Consider the following 14,784-nt stretch of genomic DNA (forward strand, 5'->3'; position numbering starts at 1 on the left):
CAGGCCTCATGAACCGATCACGGCTGTTCAAGTGCAGATATCGCAATCCCCGATGAGCTCCGCTCAATCGTTTCTGGATAACTTCATAGCTCCTCGCTGGCTGGTGCTTGGTTACCTGGTGCTCCTGACGGGGCTGTTCTGGGTCGCCACCGGCAGTCTGTATACCAAGCTCTACTACGGCCTGATGGCCACACCTGCGCTTATCGGTCTGATCATCGCGCCGCGCAACCTGGCCATGATCCTCCGCGAACCCATGGTGCTGACCTTTCTGGCCTTCTCGGCCTGGCTGCTGCTGAGCCTCACCTGGACTCGGACAGATAACGACCTTATCGGGCTGGCCAAACGCCCTCTGTACGTTTTCATGATGTTCGCGGCCTGCGCATTGATCGCCTGCAAGGACGAGCAACTGCTGCTCAAGGCATTGCGCATCGGCGCCGCACTGGCGGCTCTGGCCTCCCTGGTCAATCTGGCTCTCTACTTCGCCACCCCCCCGGCAGAGGGGCGCATGATCGGTACCGGCGGGTTGCGCAACCCCCTGCTCACCTCCCATGTATTCGGTTTTTTCTGCGCCTACTGGATCGCCGCCTGGCTGACCCGCAGCGAACGCCATGAGTGGCTGCCCGTGCTGCTCTCACTGCCCCTCCTGGCGGCCCTGCTGGCCACCGGATCGCGGACCCCGCTGCTGGCGCTGGGCTTGACCAGCGTCTGGATGCTGGTCATGACGGGGCGGCGCGCGCTTTATCTGGTCGCGGCGCTGGTGCTTGTCACCGGCATCGGCATCGTATTGATGCCCGAGGCCTTGCTGCAACGCGGCGCCTCCTCCCGCCCCCAGCTCTGGAGCGAAGCCATTCGCCAGGCCGGCGACCACCTTTGGTTCGGGCATGGGTACGACAGCAAGTTTACGTTCGAGGTGGGAGGAGTCATAGAAGTCCTAAGCGACCCGCACAACGTCGAGCTAGCCGTCCTCCTCGAACTCGGCCTGGTAGGCCTGGTTCTGTGGCTGCTGATGTATAGCCTGGCCTTTCTACGCTGCCTGCAACTGAGGTACGACAGCAAGTTTCAGCTGGCCTCGGCCCTGGTTGTCTACGGCCTGTCCGCAGGACTGACCGAAGGCAGCAGCTTCCTCTCCAGGCCCAACGAAAACTGGTTCATCATCTGGATACCACTTTCCCTGGTAGCCGCCCTGTCCATCAGTCAGCGCCTGCAGAGCAAGCCATGAAAACCCTGAGCGTAGCGGAACTCGAAACCCTTCTGGAGGGTGCCCAGACCATCGAGGAGGATGGCCTGGGGCTGAAGGTGGCCCGCCTGCAGGGCGGCGACTTCCTCAAGCTGTATCGACGCAAGCGCCTGCTGTCGTCGGCCCTTTGGTCACCACCCGCGCGCCGCTTCGCCAGAAACGCCGAGCAGCTGCAGCAGCTCGGTATAGCGGCCCCGGCCATTGAGGAGCTCCTGCTGATCCCAGGCCGCCGGCTGAACGGCGTGCGCTACCGGCCACTGCCAGGGGAAACCCTGCGCAATCGCTGGAGGGACCTGACAGATGAAGCACGGGAAGCCGAGGTCCAACGCTTTGGCACCTTTCTCGGGAGACTGCACCAACTGGGCGTGTATTTTCGCTCGCTGCATTTGGGGAATGTGCTGCGGCTACCCGAGGGAGACTTTGGCCTGATCGATCTGTCAGACATGAAAATCGAGAATCGCCCGCTGGCTTCCTGGAAGCGTCGCCGCAACTTCCAGCACATCCTCCGCTACCAGGAAGACATTGCCTGGCTTACCAGACAGCACCGCCAGGCCTGGATCCGGGGATATGCACAGAGTTGCGGCAACACCGCGGCCATCCAGTTCGCCCGTAACCTGCAGCGAATCCACCCCCTCACTGCCCCTGCCAGTTAGGCGCGCCTAGCCAAACAACAACCGCCCCAAGGCCCGCAGCGTCTTACCGTTCCAGTAACGCATCGGCAGTTGCCCAAGGAGTTCGCGCACGAGCGCCTTATCATCGCGAGCGCACTTGAGCAGCATCGAGTTGATGAAGCGCGCGCAGACCTGGGGATAGGCCGGGTGATCGTCGAACCGCGCATAGGTGCTGAGCACGGTTTCGATCATGAAACGCCGATTCTTGTAGGTGTTCGCGCCGTGCACACGGTATTTCGCCAAGACCTCGGGCAACACATCGATGAAGTAGCCGGCGCGGGTGATCTTCAACTCGACCAACAGATCCTCCAGGCGGATGCTCGGATCGAACCCGCCGACCTCTTCCAGCGCTTCGCGCCGGAACAACAAGGTCGGCGCAGGAGCACCGGCCTTATCGGAATTGAACACATCCTCGAAGTTCAGGCGCCGGAACGGCCGCTCCCGGTCGCGCTTGGCCAGGGCATTCCCCTCGGCATCGATGTGCTGGATATTGCCAGCACAGATGCCGACCTCAGGCTTGCCCTGCATATGGGTCACTTGGGTAGCGATCCGCTCGGGCAGCATGATGTCGTCGGAGCCGAAGGGCGCTATCAGGCTCCCGCGTGAGCGCGCGACACAGTCATTCAGAGTCCGCGCGAGCCCCTGGTTGGCCTGGGCCCGGAAGTCGAAACCATGCCGCGCCTGCAAAGCCCGGATGCGCTCGACGCTGTCGTCACTCGACCCATCATCAACGACCAGCAGCTCGATATTGGGATAGGTCTGAGCCAGGACACTGTTGATACTGGCTTCGATATAGGCGGCATGGTTGTACGAGGAAATGATCACACTGACCAAGGGACGATCGTTCATCTCAGGCATTCTTGGAAACCTCGCCAGCAAGCATCTCGACCAGCAGTTCACGGTATTGCCGGCGGAAATCCTGAATGGCGTGGGCACTGCAGAGGTAGGCGTAGCAACGCGCCCCTTCTGCGGCACGGGCTTCTGGGCTCATGGCGAGAGTCTCGCGTAACCTCTCGGCCAGCACCTTGAATTGCCCGACAGGAAAGACCCGGCCGCCACAATCTTCGAGAATCGACTTCAGACTGTCGATATCCGAACCGATCACCGGCAGATGGCCACTCATGCCCTCCAGCAGCGCCAAGGGCAGGCCTTCGCTCAGCGAGGGCATGACGAAGGCATCGAAGGCGCGCACGTACTGCAGGGCGTCATCCCTTGCCCCCAACAGCAGGGCTCGCCCCTGCAAGCCGAGTTCGGCTATCGCAGCCTCGAGCTCCGGGCGCGCACGACCTTCGCCGATGATCACCAGCAGTGCCCTCGGGTTCGCCTCCTTCACTTCGGCGAATGCCCGCAGCAGGTGGATATGCCCTTTGACCGGCACCAGCCGGCCGATGGCCCCGAAAATGAATGACTCCCCCGGCAGACCCAGCAGTTCACGCGCCTTATCCCGAGCATACTGAAGGCCTTCGGCCCTGGCGATATCGATGGCGTTGTTGATCTGCTTGGTGTTGGCCAGGGTGAATCCCGCCCCTGAGCGAATCAGATAATCACGCACTGCCCGCGAGACCCCGACAAGTCGCCAGGCAGGGCTCAGCAGACGACGAGCCTCCCAGCGACGATAGGGGCGGTCATATTCACCAAAGCCATGGGCAACGCCGATACAGGCTTTAATCCGCAGCCAGCGGTTGAGCAACATGATCATGTTGACGGGTTTGAAACGATGGGCGATGACCGCGTCATAGCCCTCGGCCCGGCAATGCCGGTAGAGCCGCCAGAGGGCCAGCAGGCGCAAACCGCTGACCGCCTTCTTGCTGAAACCGAAGTAAAGCGAGTGTTCAGCTTTGCTCACGGGTTCCCCGGCACCAGGGCGGCCACGCAGAAATGCCGTAGTGACTTCATATTGATCAGCAGGCAGGGCCTGGATGATCTGCTCCGCCAGGTCAGAGGCGTTGACGTTGTAGTAGTTCTGCAGTTGCAGGACCTTGATACGGCGACTCATAGACGCCCCCCTAACCACAGGCGCAGGGCTTTGCGCGCATAGGAGCCCTTGAACAGCACTCGCCAATCCCGCTTGAACGCGGCGCGGAAGTATTCCTTGGCGGCAGCAGCATCACCGGCTAGATAGGCGCTGCGGAACAGCGACAGGCTGCGCTGCACATAGAACTCGGACTTCAACACCTGGAACTGGGCGCCCAGCCGCTGCGGGGAAAACACTTCATCGACCAATGCCAGGCCGCCTGCCTTGGCATGGCTGAACTGGTGGCGCAGGCTGTCATCATGCTTGTGGACCAGCGCCAGAGGCTGCTCCAGCACAGTGCACGGGTAATTGGCCAGTGCCTGGGCGAACACCGGAATATCCTCGGCGCTGCGGAAAGTCTCCGGGTAGTCACCGCGGCTGAAGACCTCGCGATGCATGGCGCAGGCGCCGTTGGAGAGCGCGAGGCGCTTGCCCAGCAGATAAGCCCGCAGCCGCTCCAGCGGCGCCTCCGGCAGTGCTCGGGGCAAGTGCTCACGACGCTTGCCGTCGGGCCAAACACCGACATGCCCGCCGATCACCAGACGCGTCTGCGGCTGCGCCGCCAGATGCGCCCCCAAGGCCAGCAGAGCGCCGGCTGCCAACTCATCGTCGGCATCGAGAAAGACCAGATAGTCGCCAGCCGACTCGCGGATACCGACATTACGCGCCGAAGATGCGCCTCCATTGGCCTTGTGGATGGCCCTGAAACGCCCCGGATAAAGCCCCAGGAGTCGCTCCAGGACCAGCCGCGTGCCATCGGTCGAGCCATCGTCGACGACCAGCAACTCGACATCCTCGCAGGCCTGCACCAGCACCGATTCGACCGCGCGCGACAGCACGCTCGCATAGTTGTAGGCGGGGATGACGATTGAAATAAGAGGATCGGTGGCATCGCGAGTAGCGCCCATCAGACAACTACCTCGAGCTTGGCAACCAGCCGCTTAAAGGCCCTCTGCGCGCGTGACACGCTGAGAAAGGCCATCCAGGCGTGCTTGATTGCACCCAATGAGATGCTCGGCCGCACGACTTCGTTGCGGCCCCAGCCCGGTCGCCAGCAGAAGCCATCCCGCCGTTTGCGATAGATGGTCAGCACCGGCACCCCCAGGGCCGAGGCCAAATGCCCAACCCCGGAGTCATTGCCGATCACATAGCCCGACTCATAGAGATAGGCGGCCAACTCCTGGGTATCGGCGAATTGCGGAACGGCGAATTCCGCCTCGAAGCGCGGCGCCCACTCCGCCCTTTCCTTCGGCGACAACACGAACTGCGGGTCGAACCCCTGCTGCCTCAGGCGACGGGCCAGGCGTAGGTACTTTCCATAGGGCCAGTTCTTCTTCGCATTGTATGAGACCGGATGCAACATGACGCGACGCTGGTGCCGTCGCGCGACAAATTCGCCGGGCACCGCGAAGCCGACCTCCGGCGAGGCATTCTGGATGGCCAACTTGGTTCGGCAAAACTCGACTGCTTGCTCGACCATAGTGACGCTGTCGTCATTGATGGTACGAATGGGGCCGGCGCAGGCGGCCAGCGCCCGCATCAGGCTCGCCTTGTCAGCCCCCAGGCGGGCGGATAAGCGCTCGCCGTGATCCTGTATATAGTCCTGTTTGACCCGCAGAGTGCCGACGAAGACACAGCGCTGAGCTAACCAGGCCGGATCTTGCTTGAGACTGGTGACTATGCTGCCGCAGTCCGAAAGCACTAGATCATAGGCCTCACAAAGAGCCTGCGTCTGCTCGGGCGCGGGAAAAGGCAGGACTCGAATACTCGGCAACCAGCCCGCTAAATGCGCCAGATGATTGCTCAGCAGCGTGACTCTATATCCGGCGCGCGCCAGGTTATTCGCGACTATCAGGTAGATCAGGCTATCGCCCAGGCCCAGAGACGGCACGACACCGATATGACAGTCGGCCTTGCTAATCGGCGACCCCACGATCGCCGGCAATGCGCCCTCATTCGCTCCGACAGTCATACCGGCCCTACTCCTTAACCACCAGGATGTCTTCCATGATCAGATACTGCAGGTCCGAGCCGAAGAACATGTTCAGCGCGTCGGTTGGCGAGCAGATCATCGGCTCACCGCGGCGGTTCAGCGAGGTGTTCAGCGACACGCCGTTGCCGGTCAGTTTCTCCAGTTCGAGCATCATGTCGTAGTAGCGCGGGTTGTACTCGCGCTTGAGCACCTGGGCCCGCGAGGTGCCGTCCTCGTGCACCACTTCGCTGACGCGGCTCTTCCACTCCTCATTGACTTCGAAGGTGAAGGTCATAAACGGGCTCGGGTGATCGACCTTGAGCATCTGCGGGCCGACGGTGTCGAGCATCGACGGGCAGAATGGCCGCCAGCGCTCACGGAACTTGATCTGCTCGTTGATCCGGTTGGCCACCCCGGGGATGCTCGGGCAACCGATGATCGAACGGCCACCGAGCGCACGCGGGCCGAACTCCATGCGGCCCTGGAACCAGGCCACCGGGTTGCCGGCGACCATGATCTCGGCGATGCGCTGCGGCATATTGTCGATACGGTTGAACACCGGTTTGCTCGGGTGGCGGGCGCAGGCGGCGATCACTTCTTCGTTGGAATAGGACGGGCCGAGGTAGACGTGCTCCATCTTCTCCACCGGCACGCCGCGCTGGTGCGAGATGTAGGCGGCAGCGCCGACTGCGGTGCCGGCATCGCCGGACGCGGGCTGGACAAACAGCTCTTTAACATCGTCCCTGGCGATGATCTTCTGGTTGAGCTTGACGTTCAGCGCACAGCCGCCGGCGAAGGCGATCTTGCCGGTCTCGCGGATGATGTCGCCCAGGTAGTGCTCCATCATCTGCAGCGCCAGCGTCTCGAACAGCGCCTGCATGCTGGCGGCGTAGTGGATGTAGGGGTCGTCGGCGATGTCGCCCTGACGCTTGGGCCCCAGCCACTCGATCAGCTTCTTGGAGAAGTAGAAGCCCTTGCCGTTTTCTTTATAGCGGCGCAGGCCGATGACGTTGGCGTACTCGGTGTTGATGATCAGCTCGCCGTTCTCGAACGTGGCCAACCGGGAGAAATCGTACTTGCTGGCATCGCCGTAAGGGGCCATGCCCATCACCTTGAACTCGCCGTCGAGCATCTCGAAGCCGAGGAATTCGGTGATCGCGCCGTACAGACCGCCGAGCGAGTCCGGGTCGTAGAATTCCTTGATCTTGTGGATCTTGCCGTTCTCACCGTAGCCGAAGAAGGTGGTGGCGTACTCACCCTTGCCGTCGATGCCCATGATCGCGGTCTTCTCGCTGAAACCGGAGCAGTGGTAGGCGCTGGCGGCGTGGGCCAGGTGGTGCTCGACCGGCTCGATCTTGATCTTCTTCAGGTCGAAACCGAGCTGCTGCAGGCACCACTGGATGTGCTTGTAGTAGCGCTTGTAGCGCCGATTGCCCATCAGGATCGCGTCGAGGGCGCGATCCGGCGCGTACCAGTAGCGCTTGGCGTACTGCCAGCGGGCCTTCTCGAAGATGCTGATCGGCGCGAACGGGATGGCCACGACATCGACATCGCTCGGCTTGATCCCGGCCTGTTCCAGGCAGAACTTGGCCGACTCGTAGGGCATGCGGTTCTTCGCGTGCTTGTCGCGCACGAAGCGCTCTTCTTCGACGGCCGCGATCAGCTTGCCGTCGATGTACAGGGCGGCGGAAGGATCATGGCTGAGAGCGCCGGAAAGGCCGAGAATCGTCAGTGCCACAGAAAAAGCCTCTTTAAAGCAGCTGTCTACTTGCAGCAGAACGCGTGCAGCGACAGCAGTCGTTTATATACGCAGCCCGGAGCGGGCTCTTGCTTGCAGCTTCAAGCCTCGGGCTTCAAGCCGGCCTTGGGTAAACGTTGATCGAGCAGCTTGAAGAGCCTTGAATCCGCCGGCCAGTTGCGCAAGAAGCGCGCACGGTCACGGCCATAGGCCGGCGCAAAACTGTCGGCGCTGCGGTGTTGCTGCATGGCATCCAGATCGATCAAGGCCCAGCGACCGGCCTGCCACAGCAGGTTGGTCCCCTTGAGATCGCCATGACTGATGCGCTCACGCAACAAAGCCGCGAATAACTCATCCAGCGCCTTGAGTTCGGCCTCTGGCGGCAAACCAGCCTCGTCCGGATTGTCCAGACAGGGCTTAAAGCGCGCGATTATATCCTCACCGGCCGAGTGTTCGGTAACCAGATAGGCACGCCGGCGCAGCCAGAATGTGCGCAGCTCCAACACGGCCAGGGGTTTGGGTGTGGCGATACCGAGAAAGTCCAGGCGATTGCCCTCGCACCAACTGTGCCAGGCTCGGCTCGGCCGCCAGAAGCGTTTCAGCCAGTGCACGACGCCTTTGATGTTATAGCGCTTGAGCACCAGCCTGCGGCCGTCCACCTCGACCCGCGCCACGGTGGAGGAGCCACCCAGCTTGAGCGGCTGAGCGGCGGCGATGGCGGCATCGGGGTCGGCCAGCAGCGGCGCCAGCGCGCTTTCGTCCTGACGCCGGACTACCCGCAGGGCAGACGCACCGCGCCGCACACTGAACAGGCTGCAGTCGCGCCCGAGCTTGCGCAGGTAATCGCGCAACCGCCAGCGCCGGACGTTGCCGACCTCCTTGAGCAAGACCTCCAGCGGCAGCGCGTGTTCGCCATTGACCAGCAGGTAATGCACCAGCAGCTCTTCGATATGGAGATCCAGGCTGGCCGGCAACTGGGCGAAGAACACGCCCAGGTTGGCCAGCACCCGGTCGCGCGACAGCGGCTGACCCGGTGTTTCGGCGCGCACGCCGCCGCCGTCGATCAAATACAGCTGCCCCTTGTGCCGCAGCAGGTTGTCCAGGTGCAGGTCGTCTTGCCACAGCCCCTGGCCATGCAACCGGGCAATCACCGCTAGCGCTTCGCCCAGCAACGCCTGCTGGGCATCGCTCAGCAATGGTTGCGACTCCAGCAGCCGCCACTCATCGCCCAGACCGCACGCATCGGTCAGGTAGTCGAACAACAGCCAACCGCCCTCGCCGGCGCGAAAGCCTTGATCCAGCAACTGCGGTGTGTGCAGCCCCTGCTGCGCGAGCAAACGCGCGCCCTCGGACTCACGGGCAAAATGCCGCGCGGCCTTGCCGCCGACCAACAACTTGGCCAGCACCGGCCGACCTTGCCACTCGGCCTGACCGACATAGCGCTGGCCCGGCAGCACGCGCAGCAGGCTGTCGAGGCGCAGCGGCTGCCCCGCCGCCTTGAGTTCCAGCGGCAGGCTCGGCGTGCGGCCGGCGCGGCGCAGTTGCTCGAGCCTCACCGACGCGACTCCTTGTTGTGCCGCCGCGCGCCAAGACGTTGCCACCAGCGCTGCACATCGCCGCCCGAGCCTACGTAAGCGAGGAGCAGCTCACAGACCTCGGCCTCACTCCAACTGCTCGCCCGCCGCAGCAGCGGCTCCAGATCCTTGATCCGATCACGTTCACCGAACCACAGCGAGCGGGTCTTTTCCAGATCGATCAGCTGCGCGGCAAACTCACCGTCGCGTTCACGTAGGAAAATATGTTTGGGATAGAAGCAACCGTGCATCTGCCGCGCATCGTGCAGACGCCGGACCAACTCGCCACAGGCCCGCAAGATGGCCATACGTTGCGCTTCACTGCGCTCGGTCCAGCCCTGCAGCCAGTGCTCGAGGTCCTGCCAGCCATCCAAGGCCCGGGTCAGCAACAGCGCACGCTGCTCGCCGGCCACCCGCCGCTGGGCAAAAAACGCCGCCCGCAGCGCCGGGATGCCGAGCTGGCGATAACGCTGGATGCTGCGGAACTCGCGGGCGAAGGTCGGCTCACCGAACGGGCGCCTTAGGCTGCGGCCCAGGTAATTGCTCTGCCGCTTGAGGTAATAGGCCGCCTCGCCCAGCTCCAGGCGATACACGCAGCTCCAGCCGCCGCGCTCGGTATTCGGTTCGTCCACCGCCGCAAGCGTCAGCGCCCACAACGCCTCATAGCTGGCCAGCCCATGCTGCTCGAGGAGCGCACTATCCTCGCTGGCGATAAAATCCTTCATTCACGCCCCTCGAAGAATTTGACGATCTGTCGAATGCTGTTCTTGTCGCAACCATCCAGGCGTTGGCGCCCCCGGTATTGCAGGTAGAAGCGCAGGCGCTGGCTGCGCGACAGCTTGTACTTGGCCACCTTATCCAGGCAGGCCAGATCCTTGATGATCCGATAGCGCAGCAATGGCCCCCACCAGAAGCTGCCGGTCGGGCAGTCGATCAGAAACAGCTCGCCCTGGCCGTTGACCAGCAAGTTGCGCCACTTCAGATCGTTATGGGTGAAGTGCTGCTCATGCAGGGTGCGAGTTGCCAGGGCCAACTGCCGGCTGACCCCGTCCACCCAGGCGCGATCCCGCAGGCAGGCATCGTCACGCAGCGCCAACTGGGCCATGTCTTCGGTGCCGGCCAGCTCACGGGTGATCAGCGCGCCGCGGACAAAGGCACCGGCCTTGCGCTCCAGCCCATAGGCCACGACGGGCGCGGAGGGGATGCCCCACTTGGCGAAATACTTGAGGTTCTGCCACTCGGCCTTGACCCGCGGGCGCCCGATAAAACGGCGCAAGCCCTTGCCGGCGCCGTGATAGCGCTTGACGTAATAGCGCCGCCCGTCGCATTCGACGCGCACCACCTCCGACAGCGGGTCGCGGGTGATGTGCTCGCCCGGCAAGGCGAATACCGCATCGAGATCGGCAAAGGCGGCGGCCAGCGCTGGCGACGCGCCCTCGGTCAGCCGCCACTCACTCATGGCCTGCTCCCGGCGCATATTTGCGGGCATAGCGGGCCAGTAGTTTGTCCGCCTTGCGTTCCAGCCAGATCAGCAGTTGCGCCTCGTCGCGCAGAATCTGGCGCAGTGGCTGGCGGCCTTCTGCTGCCTGACCCTTTGCTGCATGACCCTTTGCTTCATAAAAATAAGCGCGCAGGAAGCGCAGCTTATCGCGCCGGGTCAGGCCGAGGTTAAGGGCGGAGAAGTACAACCCGGCCAGGTCCTTGTCGCGCCAACGGCGCGGCGTGACTCTGCGGGTCTGGGCGCGGTGCAGGTCGATCAGCGACAGCCTGAAATCATCGGCCGCGACCGGCTTGTCTGTGTGCAGCAGGAAGTGGCAGATATAGCAGTCGCGGTGATTGACCCCGGCGCGGTGCATAGCGCCGGTCATCCGTGCCACCTCGGCGATCAGCGCGTGCTTGAGCGCGGGTGCGGGCGGGTTCTGCGGCCAGTCGAGGCTGAAGTCTTCCAGGCTGACGGTGGGCGCCAGCTCCTCGGTGACGATAAAGGAATGCTGGGTCGCCGGGTTGCTGCCGCGTGAACCATAGGCCACCGCGGTCATGGTCGGCACGCCGACCTGGTGCAAACGCTGGATCGCCGCCCACTCCTGACCCGCGCCGAGTACCGGCAGCTTGGCGGTGAGCAGGTTCTTGAAGATTTCCGCCCAGCCGATGCCACGGTGAATCTTGACGAAGTAGCCACGCCCTTCGACCTCGGTACGCAAGGTTCGCCGACCTTCCAGCTCGCGGTAGACCTGGCCCTCCAGGCGCTCCACCTCGGCGAAGGCGTCGCGACCGGCCCACAGGCGCTGGAAGGGTTCAGCCAAAATGAGTTTCAAGCCTGCTTCTCCGCCAGAATCACATCTGCCGCGCGCTGCGGCAGGCTATAGAGGTCGGCCGTGTCGGCGAATGCCAGACCATTACGCGCCCAAGTCGCTCGCTGCGCCGCATCGCCGAGCATCTCGCTCAGCAGACGGTTGAGTCGCTCCTGTTCGAACGGGCTCGGCACGACCCGGCCACAGTCGGCTTCCTCGATGTAATGGGCATAGCCGCAGACATCGCTGACCAGTACCGGCAAACCGGCGACCACGGCTTCCAGCAATACCGTGCCGGTGTTCTCGTTGTAAGCCGGGTGAATCAGCAGATCGGCGCCGAGGAGGAAGCGCGGAATATCGCTGCGGCCCTTGAGGATCTGCACCTGGTCGGACAGGCCCAGCGTCTTGATCTGCAGCAGGAAGGGCTTGGGATCGTCCTGGCCGATAACGATCAGCCGGGTGCGCCGCTTCAATTCACGCGGCAACGCCGCCAGCGCCTTCAGGCTGCGATCCAGGCCCTTGGTCTTGAAGCCGGAACCGATTTGCACCAACAGCAGGTCATCATCCGCCAGCTTGAACTCGCGGCGGAACTCGGCGCGAATCTCGGCGGCATTCGCCGGCGCCCGGCGATCCGGCGCGATGCCCGGCGGCAACAGGTGAAAGCGCTGCGCCGGGGTGGCGTAATGCTTGACGAACAACGGCTGTTGCACCTCGGAGATCATCAGCACCGAGGTTGCAGACTCGGGCGCAAACACCGCGCGCTCATAGTCGGAGAAGTGCTTGTAGCGGCCCCATTTGCGGTACAGGGAGTTGCGCAGGTTCTGCGCCTTGTCCTCGAAGCAGCCATCGGCGGCGTAGTACACGTCCAGCCCCGGCATCTTGTTGAAACCGACCCGCCGATCGACTGGGCGCTTGGCCAGATCGGCCTCGACCCAGGCCAGCAGCTTCTCGTTGCGGCGGTGATTGAACAGCGCCTTGACTGGTGCCACCAGCACCTCGAAACCCTCGGGCACCTCACCCTCCCAGATCAGCGTGTAGACGCGGATCGCGTGCCCACGCCGCTGGCACTCCAGGGCGATGCGCAGGAAGTCGCGCTGCAGGCCGCCGAACGGGAAGTACTTGTAGAGCACAAAGGCCAACTGCATCAGACGCTTTCCTCGGCGAGCAACAGCGCTTCCAGCTCGGTCGCCACACGCTGCGGATTCAAGCGGGTAAAGCACAAGGGCCACTCGCGTTTAAGATCATGCCAGCGCTTATCTTCAGCCGTCGGCTGGTAGGCGCAGGTCTTTTTCAGGCAGGGCGCGCAGGGGAAGTCGCTGGCCAGATGAATTTGCGAGCGCCCATAGGCACCGGTCAGGCCCGGATTGGTGGGGCCGAACAGCGACAGAGTCGGCACATCCAAGGCGGCGGCCAAGTGCCCGAGACCGGTATCCACCGCCACGCAAGCGCGGGCGCCGGCCAACACCTTGGCCATGCCCGCCAAGGCTAATTTGGGCAGTACCGCGGCGTTTTCCAAGCCGGCGGCAATCCGTTCGGCGCGCGCCTTCTCGGCCGGATTGCCCCAGGGCAAGCGTACCGCCCAGCCCAGCGCACCCATGCGTTCGGCGAGTTCGCGCCAGTAGGCTTCCGGCCAATGCTTGGTGTCCCAGGTGGTGCCATGCAGGAACAGCAGGTAGGGCGCGCCGGCCGGCGTACCGGCCAGTTGCGCGCGCTTGAGCCCGTAATCACCCACCGAGCTGGGCAGCGGATAGTCCAACGCCTGGGCAAACAACTGCCGCACGCGCTCGACCGCATGCTGCCCCCAGGGCACCGAGTAGCCACGATCATACAAGCGACTGGCCAGCGGTTCGCGGGCCGAGGCGCGGTCCAGCCCGGCCACCGGCGCCTTGACGTAACGGGTCAGCCAGGCGCTTTTCAGCAGGCCCTGGGCATCGATCACCAGGTCGTAATCGGTCTCGCGCAGACGCCGCTTGAACCGCCGCCAGTCGCCATTTTTCAGGGTCTGCCAGAGATTCTTGCGCCAGCGGCGGATCGCCACCGGAATCACCTGCGCCACCGCCGGATGCCAGGCCGGAATCTCGGCGAAGCCCTCCTCCACCACCCAATCGAACTGGATACCGGGAATCGCCCGCGCCGCATCGGTCAGCGCCGGCAGGGTATGGATCACATCACCCAGCGAGGAAGTCTTGACCAGCAACACCCTCATTCGGTGACCTCGATCGGGTCCGCGGCCAGCCGATCCAGCGCCTCGATCACCGGCCGCGGCTTGAGTTCGCGCAGGCAGTTGTAGTGGCCGAAGCGGCAGGTGCGGTCGAAGCACGGGCTGCACTCTAGCCCTAAGCGGACGATTTCCACCTGTTCGGCCAGCGGCGGGGTGAACTGCGGCGAGGTCGAGCCGTAGACCGCCACCAGCGGGCGGTTCAGCGCGGCGGCGACGTGCATCAAGCCGGAGTCATTGGAAACCACAGCGGAAGCCGTGGACAGCAGGTCGATCGCCTCGGCCAGCGCGGTTTCGCCGGAGAGGTTGCGCGCTTCTTCACGCAGGCCGGGGATCAGCCGCGAGCGAATCTCTTCCCCGACCGCGTGATCGTTCTTCGAGCCGAACAGCCAGACCTGCCAGCCGGCACGGATCTTCAGCTCGGCGACCTTGGCGTAATGCTCGCTGGGCCAACGCTTGGCCTCGCCGAACTCGGCGCCGGGACAGAGCGCCAGCACCGGACGATCCAGGCTCAGGCCGAACTTGGCCAAGGCGGCCTCACGACTGGCCGGGTCGATCCGCAGGCTCGGCCGCGGATAGGGCGCAGGCAGTGCGGCGCCGGGCTCATAGGCCAGCGCCATAAAGCGCTCGATCATCAGCGGGTAGCGGTCCTTGTCGAGCGTGCGGATATCGTTGAGCAGGCCAAAGCGCAGCTCGCCGCGCCAGCCGGTACGCTTGGGAATCCCCGCGAACCAGGGCACCAGCGCCGACTTCAGCGAGTTGGGCAGGAGAATCGCCTGGTCGTACTGGCCGGCCAGCGACTTGCCGACCCTGCGCCGGGTAGCGATATCCAGCACGCCATGGCCGAGCGGGAAGCTCAGCGCCTGCCGCACCTCGGGCATGCGCTCGAGGATCGGCCGGCTCCATTCGGGCGCCAGCACGTCGATCAGGCACTCGGGATGGCGTTGTTTCAGGCACTGGAACAGCGTCTGCGCCATTACCATGTCGCCAACCCAGCTCGGCCCTACGATCAGTATTTTCATGCTCTTTCCAGAAACGACCAGGGAGGCCTAGAGCCTCCCCGTCACAG

General features: G+C 63.8%; 14 protein-coding genes. 2 read left to right on the forward strand and 12 right to left on the reverse strand.

The genetic code is table 11. The features are described from left to right. Nucleotides 1–52: 52 nt before the first annotated feature. Nucleotides 53–1,219, forward strand: a complete 1,167-nt coding sequence (locus FFS13_RS19725; protein WP_171006446.1) for an O-antigen ligase — start codon at nt 53–55, stop codon at nt 1,217–1,219. Then, the gene (locus FFS13_RS19730) at nt 1,216–1,890 is read left to right on the forward strand and encodes a lipopolysaccharide kinase InaA family protein (RefSeq protein ID WP_171006447.1); all 675 of its coding nucleotides are present in this window, start codon (nt 1,216–1,218) and stop codon (nt 1,888–1,890) included. The genes FFS13_RS19725 and FFS13_RS19730 overlap by 4 nt, the downstream gene beginning before the upstream one ends. 6 nt (nt 1,891–1,896) lie before the next feature. Here FFS13_RS19730 and FFS13_RS08270 read toward each other — a convergent pair whose 3' ends face one another. The 12 genes from FFS13_RS08270 to waaF all read right to left on the reverse strand — a co-directional run bounded on the left by FFS13_RS08270 (nt 1,897) and on the right by waaF (nt 14,737). Continuing rightward, nucleotides 1,897–2,757: a glycosyltransferase gene (locus FFS13_RS08270; RefSeq protein ID WP_137818623.1), complete on the reverse strand. Its 861-nt coding sequence runs from the start codon at nt 2,755–2,757 to the stop codon at nt 1,897–1,899. Between the two features lies 1 nt (nt 2,758). Then, a complete protein-coding gene (locus FFS13_RS08275; protein WP_137818624.1) occupies nt 2,759–3,904 on the reverse strand; it encodes a glycosyltransferase in 1,146 nt (381 codons plus the stop codon). Then, nucleotides 3,901–4,830: a glycosyltransferase family A protein gene (locus tag FFS13_RS08280; RefSeq protein ID WP_137818625.1), complete on the reverse strand. Its 930-nt coding sequence runs from the start codon at nt 4,828–4,830 to the stop codon at nt 3,901–3,903. Before FFS13_RS08280 ends, FFS13_RS08275 begins: the two co-directional genes overlap by 4 nt. Next, nucleotides 4,830–5,894: a glycosyltransferase family 9 protein gene (locus FFS13_RS08285; RefSeq protein WP_137818626.1), complete on the reverse strand. Its 1,065-nt coding sequence runs from the start codon at nt 5,892–5,894 to the stop codon at nt 4,830–4,832. Before FFS13_RS08285 ends, FFS13_RS08280 begins: the two co-directional genes overlap by 1 nt. A 7-nt stretch (nt 5,895–5,901) precedes the next feature. Then, nucleotides 5,902–7,632 carry a carbamoyltransferase gene (locus tag FFS13_RS08290; RefSeq protein ID WP_137818627.1) on the reverse strand — a complete coding sequence of 577 codons (1,731 nt, stop codon included), beginning with the start codon at nt 7,630–7,632 and terminating at the stop codon, nt 5,902–5,904. Between the two features lie 101 nt (nt 7,633–7,733). Next, on the reverse strand, nt 7,734–9,188 hold the full coding sequence (locus tag FFS13_RS08295; RefSeq protein WP_137818628.1) for a lipopolysaccharide kinase InaA family protein: 1,455 nt from the start codon (nt 9,186–9,188) through the stop codon (nt 7,734–7,736). Beyond that, on the reverse strand, nt 9,185–9,931 hold the full coding sequence (locus FFS13_RS08300; RefSeq protein WP_137818629.1) for a lipopolysaccharide kinase InaA family protein: 747 nt from the start codon (nt 9,929–9,931) through the stop codon (nt 9,185–9,187). Before FFS13_RS08300 ends, FFS13_RS08295 begins: the two co-directional genes overlap by 4 nt. Beyond that, nucleotides 9,928–10,665, reverse strand: a complete 738-nt coding sequence (locus FFS13_RS08305; protein WP_137818630.1) for a lipopolysaccharide kinase InaA family protein — start codon at nt 10,663–10,665, stop codon at nt 9,928–9,930. The genes FFS13_RS08300 and FFS13_RS08305 overlap by 4 nt, the downstream gene beginning before the upstream one ends. Continuing rightward, nucleotides 10,658–11,521, reverse strand: a complete 864-nt coding sequence (gene rfaP / locus FFS13_RS08310; RefSeq protein WP_137818631.1) for a lipopolysaccharide core heptose(I) kinase RfaP — start codon at nt 11,519–11,521, stop codon at nt 10,658–10,660. Before rfaP ends, FFS13_RS08305 begins: the two co-directional genes overlap by 8 nt. Next, entirely contained in the window at nt 11,518–12,642 is a 1,125-nt protein-coding gene (locus tag FFS13_RS08315; RefSeq protein ID WP_137818632.1) for a glycosyltransferase family 4 protein, read from the reverse strand. The genes rfaP and FFS13_RS08315 overlap by 4 nt, the downstream gene beginning before the upstream one ends. After that, nucleotides 12,642–13,703 (reverse strand): lipopolysaccharide heptosyltransferase I, encoded by a 1,062-nt coding sequence (gene waaC / locus FFS13_RS08320; protein ID WP_137818633.1) that lies wholly within the window; start codon nt 13,701–13,703, stop codon nt 12,642–12,644. Before waaC ends, FFS13_RS08315 begins: the two co-directional genes overlap by 1 nt. Further along, the gene (waaF, locus tag FFS13_RS08325) at nt 13,700–14,737 is read right to left on the reverse strand and encodes a lipopolysaccharide heptosyltransferase II (protein WP_137818634.1); all 1,038 of its coding nucleotides are present in this window, start codon (nt 14,735–14,737) and stop codon (nt 13,700–13,702) included. The genes waaC and waaF overlap by 4 nt, the downstream gene beginning before the upstream one ends. Between the last annotated feature and the right edge of the window lie 47 nt (nt 14,738–14,784).

Origin of the sequence: Pseudomonas sp. 2FG, from assembly GCF_005502935.1 — a bacterium.
Taxonomy (GTDB): Bacteria; Pseudomonadota; Gammaproteobacteria; order Pseudomonadales; family Pseudomonadaceae; genus Aquipseudomonas.

Coding starts and splice junctions, on each gene's coding strand:
- FFS13_RS19725 (WP_171006446.1), top strand. CDS start 53: ATGAGCTCCGCTCAATCGTTTCTGGATAACTTCATAGCTCCTCGCTGG.
- FFS13_RS19730 (WP_171006447.1), top strand. CDS start 1,216: ATGAAAACCCTGAGCGTAGCGGAACTCGAAACCCTTCTGGAGGGTGCC.
- FFS13_RS08270 (WP_137818623.1), bottom strand. CDS start 2,757: ATGAACGATCGTCCCTTGGTCAGTGTGATCATTTCCTCGTACAACCAT.
- FFS13_RS08275 (WP_137818624.1), bottom strand. CDS start 3,904: ATGAGTCGCCGTATCAAGGTCCTGCAACTGCAGAACTACTACAACGTC.
- FFS13_RS08280 (WP_137818625.1), bottom strand. CDS start 4,830: ATGGGCGCTACTCGCGATGCCACCGATCCTCTTATTTCAATCGTCATC.
- FFS13_RS08285 (WP_137818626.1), bottom strand. CDS start 5,894: ATGACTGTCGGAGCGAATGAGGGCGCATTGCCGGCGATCGTGGGGTCG.
- FFS13_RS08300 (WP_137818629.1), bottom strand. CDS start 9,931: ATGAAGGATTTTATCGCCAGCGAGGATAGTGCGCTCCTCGAGCAGCAT.
- FFS13_RS08305 (WP_137818630.1), bottom strand. CDS start 10,665: ATGAGTGAGTGGCGGCTGACCGAGGGCGCGTCGCCAGCGCTGGCCGCC.
- FFS13_RS08315 (WP_137818632.1), bottom strand. CDS start 12,642: ATGCAGTTGGCCTTTGTGCTCTACAAGTACTTCCCGTTCGGCGGCCTG.
- waaC (WP_137818633.1), bottom strand. CDS start 13,703: ATGAGGGTGTTGCTGGTCAAGACTTCCTCGCTGGGTGATGTGATCCAT.
- waaF (WP_137818634.1), bottom strand. CDS start 14,737: ATGAAAATACTGATCGTAGGGCCGAGCTGGGTTGGCGACATGGTAATG.